Source organism: Candidatus Micrarchaeota archaeon, from assembly GCA_021163225.1.
Taxonomy (GTDB): Archaea; Micrarchaeota; Micrarchaeia; order Anstonellales; family JAGGXE01; genus JAGGXE01.
The window spans coordinates 25355-33460 of the sequence record JAGGXE010000024.1 but is presented as its reverse complement, the minus strand read 5'-3'; the positions used below and the strand labels follow the sequence as shown (position 1 = coordinate 33460).

The window sequence follows — 8106 nt, the reverse complement described above, 5'->3', positions numbered from 1 at the left end:
GTAGAAACATATTTCTCTAGACTTAAGATGATATTAGGTGAGATGGTAAGGGGTAGGAATTTTGAGAATGTGGTCAGGTATGTGCTTGGTATGTTGATTCTCCTCTCTAATTTTATTTTTTGTTATGTATTATACCTCACATAACAAAAGATAAAATACAAATATTAACATATTAACACAACTAAAATCCTGTTTTTAAGAAAAATTTCGGGATTTATTCACAATCGCAGAGCGCAGAGGTGATGACGAAAGGTTTAAAAAGAAATCGCTTACTATATATACCGCTCGGCCCGTTGAGGGCTCGGGTACGACTTAACCGATGATTGCGTTTCCTCGCATCTGCGGGGAGCGTTGTTATCATGAGGATGAAGAGCGGCGATCAAACTGATCGGTTTCCATCTGGGTAACCAAACCGCCCAGTGGATGGCTCGGCTGGGGTAGACGCGGGCGTGGCAAGCTGCGATAAGCCCAGGGTAGGAGCATGCATCCTTTGATCCTGGGATCCCCGCGTTACGCCGGGAATCGAAACATCCTAGTACCGGCAGGAAGAGAAAGCAATAGCGATCCGGGTAGTAAGGGCGACTGAACCCCGGACAGGGCGTCTTGAACCGCTCACGGTAACGTGAGTCGGGATGTGGGGCCACCGTTACCTATCCTGACAGACGAGCCGAAACAGCTGGAAAGCTGTGCCATAGAGGGTGATAGCCCCGTAGGCGAAGTCTGTCAGGAAGGGTGGCGGAAGAGTACGGCGCACTGGATCGTGCGTCGGAATATGGGAGAATCAACTCCCAACCCTAAACATAACCCCAGACCGATAGCGAACCAGTAGCGTGAGCGAAAGCTGAAAAGGACCCCGAAAGGGGTGTTAAAAGAACCTGAAACTGGGCGGTGACAGTTTGATGCGGCGTGAAAGGATAGCCGGTTCGAAGCGACCGGCCGAGAGGCCGGGAGCGAGAACCGGTTACCGGCGTCGCATCGTCCTTCTCGAAGCAAGGGCCAGGGAGTTGACGGCAGTGGCGAGGCGAAAGCCGGAGCGAAAGCAACAGCCCGCAGCCCCTTGTGGGTCAGGGGCGTCCTCCGATAAGGGGGATTAGTCACTGTCGTCAGACCCGAAGCCGCTGCGATCTAGGCGCGGGCACGGTGAAGTCGGCCTACCGGCCGATGGAAGCCGTCAACCGGTGGTGGTCTATTCCCCTCGGGTGACCCGCGTCTAGGGGTGAAAGTCCAGTCGAGCGCGGCGATAGCGGGTTCCCCCCGAAATGTGTCTCAGCACAGCCCTGCTGGAGGTGGAGCACGCGGTAGAGCACTGATTGGAGGTCACGGGGGAGAAATCCCTCGCCCTCCTGTCAAACTCCGAATGCGTGCTCACCGTAGAAGGCAGGAGTCGGGCTCAAGTCGGGTAAGCCGGCTGGCCATTATGGGAACGACCAGGACTGAGGTTAAGGTCCCTAAATCCCGGCTAAGTGTTAATCCGAAAGGAGTCCCCTCTCTTAGACAGCTGGAAGGTAGGCTTAGAAGCAGCCATCCTTTAAACAACGCGTAACAGCGGACCAGCCGAGAGGGCAGACTCCGAAAATGCCCGGGGCTTAAGCCGGGTACCGAGACCTCAGGGCACCTCTCTGTGAGAGGTGATCCGGTAGGGGGGCGACCGGTCCGGGCAGAAGCACGGCCGTGAGGTCGTGTGGACCGGGCTGGTATGAATATCCTGGTGTTAGTAACAGCGTACCCAGGTGGGAATCCTGGGCGCCGGATAGCACCCGGGTTTCTTGGCCATGTTCGTCAGCCAAGAGTAAGGCGGTCCTAAGTGCGGGGCTAATCACCTCCGCACGAAAGGGAAGCCGGTTAATATTCCGGCCCCGTCCGGATAGATGCGGCAACGCAAGACAGGTTCCTGACATCTCGGGCTAGGCCGAGCGGGGGAGACCCCGTTTAACCAGGATAATACTGCGGAGACTTGTAACGAGGAGAAGCAGTATAAACCTGGGAAAAATCGGCTGAGGCCTGGGATCCGTGAAAAGGGAACCTGTCCGATTCCGGACGACCGTACCTAGAACCAGTACAGGTGCTGCTGGCTGAAGAGGCCCAGGCGTATCAGGATAACCGACCCAAGGGAATTCGGCAAATTAGCCCCGTACCTTCGGTATAAGGGGTGCCTGCGGTTGTCGCAAGGCGACTGCAGGTCGCAGTGACAAGGGGGGAGCGACTGTTTACCAAAAACACAGGTCACCGCAAAGCCGTAAGGCCTAGTACGGTGGCCGACGCCTGCTCACTGCCGGTACGTGAAACCCGGTTCCAACCGGGCGAAGCGCCGGTGAAGAGCGGGGGTAACTCTGACCCTCTTAAGGTAGCGTAATACCTCGCCGCTTAATTGGCGGCTTGCATGAACGGCGTAACGACTCCCCCACTGTCCCTGGGTCGGACCTGGTGAACTCACTACTCGGTGAATATGCCGAGGACTCCCAGTGGGAAACGAAGACCCCGTGGAGCTTTACTACAGCCTGTCGTTGTGATATGGGAACCGTTGCAGAGCGTAAGTGGGAGCTGTTATGCTGTCAGTCCCGGCTGGCAGCTAGGCGCCAATGGAACACCACTCAACGGTTTCTGTATCACTCACCCGAAAGGGGACAGCGGCAGGTGGGTAGTTTGGCTGGGGCGGTACACCCTCGATAAGGAAACAAGGGTGCCCAAAGGTCGGCTCAGGAGGGTCAGAAATCCTCCGTAGAGGGTCAAAGACAAATGCCGGCCTGACTGCGTCCCTAACAAAATCGGACGCAGAGGCGAAAGCCGGGCTTAGCGAACATGGGTACCCTATTGATGAGGGTCCCATCTGTCAGACAAGCTACCCCGGGGGTAACCGACTTGTCGCGGGCGAGAGTACCCATCGACCTCGCGGTTTGGTACATCGCTGTCGGCTCAGGTCATCCTGGAGGTGCAGCAGCCTCCAAGGGTTGGGTTGTTCATCCATCAAAGTCCTACGTGAGCTGGGTTCAGTACGTTGCGAGACAGTACGGTAGTATCTACTGGGAGCGCTACCGCCTGAGAGGAAGGTCCCCTCAGTACGAGAGGAACAGGGGGCCGGGGCCTCTGGTGTACCGGTTGTGCCAACGCATAGCCGGGCAGCTACGCCCCAGAGGATAAGAGCTGAAAGCATCTAAGCTCGAAGCCTCCCTCAAGACTAGGCGGTGTAGGCGGCCGTAGCAGACGGCTTTGATAGGACGGCGGTGTAAGCGCCAAGGGCAACCGAGGCGTTCAGCCGGCCGTTACTAAAGCCGATTACCCGGTAGAAACCGGTCGGTTTGATCGTCGCTCGGATCCTAATTCTTTTTAAATCATTAAGCAGGTTTAGAGATATCTAGACATTTTGTTTCACAGGGAACAGATTATATCTCGAAATAGACCCAGTAGAAAGATAGAAAGGTGCATCGAAATGGCCGGGAGAACGGAACACAGAAAACGTCACAGAACAAAACGGAATATCGATAACCGTAACGATAAAACAGACCTTTTTGTTAAAGAAGGCGTAGGTACCGCCGTTACTACAGCGGCCGGTGATTCCTACCTGGGCGCGTACGCACTGGCTCTGGGTGCGGACGACAGGTTCATAGGAGAATTCTCTGCCATCCCTGCACTTATATCATCCGTCCTTCAACTTCTATCGTCAAAACTGTTTCATAAACGGAAACTGGTAGTGGTAGGGGGTGTAGCGTTATCCCTTCTGGTATGGATGGGTATAGTGTTATTGACTGCGATGCCTACACAAAACGCTCTCACGTTACTTATGATCTATGTTATCGTCTATACTTCCATCAAAGGGATAGTCGCACCGTTATGGGCATCATGGTTCGGGGACTACCTTAATAGGTCAACACTCGGGGAGATAGTGGGTAAACGTGACGCGGTCGTCAGTACTGTGTCTGCGGTAATCAGCGTGGGTGCAGGATACTTTTTAACCTTGTTCGACCAAACGAACGTGCTCGTCGGATTTGCCGTGCTCTTCAGTCTTGCCGCTTTGGGCAGGTTGATGTCACTGGTCTACCTTATGAAGATACCCGAAAACCCGGTACCGGAGGGATTTACGAATATTAAAACATCAGAACCGAAGAGAGTACAATCAAACAAAAGAAACAGTACACGAATGAAGAATAGTACACTAACACAGACAAAACACAAATACCGCGTCCGTCTTTTCCTCATCTATGCATCCCTACTGTTCCTTGTAGTAACCATAGCCAGTCCTTTCTTCATAATCTACGAATTAAAGATACTGAAGTTAACCTATCTTCAGTACGGTGCTTTGATTCTGACAAGCGCTCTGTCAAGGTATTTCTCAAGCAAATACTGGGGCAACATGATAGATAAATATTCAAGTAAAACGGTCACTTTAGCCGGCGGTATCATAGTCGCTTCACACGTCTTCATATACGTTCTTTTGCCCAGGTTCGAATGGTTGTTACTGGCTTCGGTGTTAAGCGGGTTTGGATGGTCTGCTCACGATGTAGGCGGGTTCTCGTACATCATGTCCCATTCGAATAAGAAGTCCCGCGCCGAGTACGTTGCAATCTACAACTTTCTGTTCGGTATCACACGTTTCATCGGAACGAATTTGGGTCTGCTTCTGATAGACAAGTTCGAAACAGTACCGTTCCTGGGATTAACCGGTGTTGCGGGCGTGATCGCATTCTCCGGATTGTTAAGATTACTCGTGGCAGTAACATTCATACCTATACTGAAAGACCACGGGATAAAACACGAAGGTAGACTGATCGTTGCCATGCTTACAGAATATCCTGTCCGCTCGATCACCCATCTCATATTCCACCACTATCATTATTCGCATGAAACCGTTAAACACATGACCAAATAGTCCAGTGTGCAACCGAACCACGAGTTAACCAAATCTATTCACAACCGAACCGACAAACGTATGAAAGGAAAAGTTTAATAAAACATCTGGAGAAGAGCTTAAACTATGTCAACTCAAGGGAAGTCGTCGAACGACAAAACAAACAAGGCAATGGACGTAATAAACAGGTATTCGGGTTCGCTTAAGTACGGGTTAGATGAACTCAAAAAACTTGTTGAAGGTAAAACCGCTGTAGCAAAGGTCAAATATCCGACGTTGGAAGCAAGGGATAAAGAGATCGACCGTCTCAAAGAACTTGTAAAGGAACTGAACAAAGCAGGGTTCGAAACCGTGCTTACTGTGAAAGGCAATATTGCAAAAGTTGAACACAGATACCAAAAACAGAAACTGGTTGCCCATCAAGTACTGGAATCAGAAGAACTTCTACCTCCTGAGCCGGAGGTGAAGGAGCAGGCCTACTACGGGAATACCTATCTGTTCGTTCACCATTACTTGGAGGAAAACAGATCAGCACCCGTTGTGAAGGTATACGGGTCACCCGAGAAGACGTTCAACATTATCCAGAAAATCCTTCTCGACCCTTTGAAGGAGTATGTCGATTCACCTAACGAATATTTCAAGATCGTGAAAACACATTTAAAACAGATCCTTGAAGCCGATTCCGAGGACGACATAAAAAGGTTGTGTAACAGCATAGTGATGAATGCAGAATTACGACATCATGAACGAATGGTCAGGATGGTTAAAGAGGCGATGCTTAACGACGTCGTTGACACGCTTAAAACCAAAGGGTATTCTACCGATGACATTGTACGGATCGCGAAATTTATCGATGAACAGATCGTTGAACCGTTGATCAGTTCCGAGAACATGAACGAGATCGAATTCTTGGGAATACTGTCCGCGCATGTAGTAAAATGGTCAACACTCGGTCCGGATAAACTTTTCAATATACTGAAACGGTTGGCTAAATTGGCACGCGAGAATAGATACAGTGTCGAAGTGTTCGAAAAACTGAAGTAGAAACACCTTCTCAAAGGAGGAAGTGATATCGATGAAAAGGTTAACCTACGATAGAATCATAAGACATCTGAAGACGGTGCTACGGGAAGCGGATCTGCTTATAGAGATTGTTGATGCGCGATTTCCTAAGGAGACTCGAAACCTACACTTCGAACGTATGATAAAGAGAAAACCGTTACTCATCGTCATCAACAAGATAGACCTGGCAGACCGTAAGGATATAGCAGATTTTACCGAGGAACTGGAAAGAAAGAGGATCCCCTACGCAGTCGTAAGCTGTAGAGAGAGACGCGGAAGAAAATCTTTGATGACAAAGATCTACGAAATCATAGAGAAGGACAAAAACCTGCAGAAAAAAGAAAAGGTCAAGATAGGCGTCATCGGGTATCCGGACGTCGGCAAATCCTCCCTCATTAACATGTTATCCGGGAAACGTAAGACGACCGTAAGTTCACGACCCGGTACGACACGGGGTAAACAGTACATCAGGTTGGATGAAAACATACTTCTCATCGATTCGCCGGGCGTGTTTCCGAAGGGCGAACGCATTGACAAACTGACTTTACATTCCGCATTCGATGTTGATCGGTTGGACGACCCGGTACCTCTCGCAATAGAACTTATAGAGAACCTGTTAACCTCTCAACAGTACGGCCCGCGGTTCTTTAAACTCGTTTATGATGTGGATGTGAAACCGACGGATGAACCGGAAAACATCCTTGAACGTATCACGTTACGGCGCGGGATGCTGCTCAAAGGAGGCGAGCCGAACATCTCGCAGATGGCTAACACATTGTTAAAAGAATGGCAAACAGGTAAAATGATAACCAAATGGAAGAAACGGTTGAAAGAAGTTACCCGATGAAAAAATCCCGTAACCGTGCAACAACACTGTTTTTTGACATATTGTATCTGGTTGCAAAGTAGACCGAACCCACAGAAACAAAAGTTAAAAGAACAGTCAAAACCCCCACCAAACATATATGATCAGTAGGTATTCTTGGTACCGTACCGAGCACGTAATCAGAAAAATCGTTTGCTAAAAACCATGATAAGGATACTGCAAGGTTTACGGGTTTCAAGTGCTCAGGTAAAAACAATAACGATTCAAGAATCATAACCACGTGCCCTATTCCCAAAAGGATGGTACTCTCGATGATAAACGGTGCAAAATAATAGTCGTGGTAAATAAGGAATACCAGTTCGGTCCACAAACCGTATTTTATCAAACCTGCGCTTACAATCAACCTGAACCACGAAGATTTAATCTTAAACATAACCACTAACAGTGCCAACAGAACGTACAACGGACAATCAGGTATAAACAACCATAAGAAAGGGTTAGAAACGGCAAGTTGATCATGATAGAATGCATAACCTACGATAATCCCGATCGCGGATAATCCGAAGAATATTGTTTTACCTAACGCTGACATAACAGGCAACCTCGGATGAAAGTTCAAAAAGAGAAATATACACGTCTGTTTCCTTTCCCTTTGTTCTCCATTTTCAGTATGCGAACCTTAGGAACCTCGCGAAGGTTTGAGACATGGGGACCGCCGTCCGCCTGTTCGTCTATCACGTGGTCCTTGGTTCCGATTCGTACAATACGCAGGACCTTGATAGAAGGGGGAAAGGCATTGGCTAATTTAACCATACTGGGAATCTTCAACGCCTCATCCCGTGGGAGATATCTCACAGTCACAGGGATATCCTTGCCGAAATAAGAATTCGCTTCATCGATAATCGACTCGATCAGTGACCTGTCAAACTCTTTCAAACTGAAATCGAACCGCGCCTTTTCAACGGTGATACGGTTGCCTGTTATCAGCGCACCGGTACGGGTGTAGAAAAGGCCTGCTATGACATGTGCTGCAGTATGATATCTCATAAGTGTGTACCTTCTGTCCCAATCTATCTCCATACGTACTTTAGTGCCTGGTTCGATCCGTCGGTCCGTCCAATGGATCACTTCCCCTTGCGATTTAGTCACCTCGGTTACATCTATCCATTCGGAAACATCCGTCTTGACCCGACCCGTATCACAGGCTACGCCACCGCTTTCGGGATAGAAAACTGTGCGGTCAAAAACCAGACCGAACCGTCCATCCTCATCCACTATAACATCCGTTACCTTTGCATCCGCACTGGTTAGATAGGCATCGCCTTGATAGAGAAGTTCAGTCATCCGGCCACCTCCCGATAACCTGCGTTTTGAT

General features: G+C 49.4%; 5 protein-coding genes and 1 rRNA gene. 4 read left to right on the top strand and 2 right to left on the bottom strand.

Annotated elements, in window-relative coordinates; genetic code table 11:
- Positions 1–395 precede the first annotated feature (395 nt).
- The 4 genes from J7K41_01830 to J7K41_01815 all read left to right on the top strand — a co-directional run bounded on the left by J7K41_01830 (position 396) and on the right by J7K41_01815 (position 6752).
- A 23S ribosomal RNA gene (locus tag J7K41_01830) occupies positions 396–3285 on the top strand.
- Between the two features lie 142 nt (positions 3286–3427).
- The gene (locus J7K41_01825) at positions 3428–4864 is read left to right on the top strand and encodes an MFS transporter (protein ID MCD6549430.1); all 1437 of its coding nucleotides are present in this window, start codon (positions 3428–3430) and stop codon (positions 4862–4864) included.
- Between the two features lie 105 nt (positions 4865–4969).
- A complete protein-coding gene (locus tag J7K41_01820) occupies positions 4970–5887 on the top strand; it encodes a hypothetical protein (protein ID MCD6549429.1) in 918 nt (305 codons plus the stop codon).
- Between the two features lie 31 nt (positions 5888–5918).
- Positions 5919–6752: a 50S ribosome-binding GTPase gene (locus J7K41_01815; protein ID MCD6549428.1), complete on the top strand. Its 834-nt coding sequence runs from the start codon at positions 5919–5921 to the stop codon at positions 6750–6752.
- Here J7K41_01815 and J7K41_01810 read toward each other — a convergent pair.
- Positions 6742–7323, bottom strand: a complete 582-nt coding sequence (locus J7K41_01810) for a DUF1405 domain-containing protein (protein ID MCD6549427.1) — start codon at positions 7321–7323, stop codon at positions 6742–6744. The genes J7K41_01815 and J7K41_01810 overlap by 11 nt on opposite strands.
- Before the next feature lie 23 nt (positions 7324–7346).
- On the bottom strand, positions 7347–8075 hold the full coding sequence (locus J7K41_01805; GenBank protein MCD6549426.1) for an alanyl-tRNA editing protein: 729 nt from the start codon (positions 8073–8075) through the stop codon (positions 7347–7349).
- Between the last annotated feature and the right edge of the window lie 31 nt (positions 8076–8106).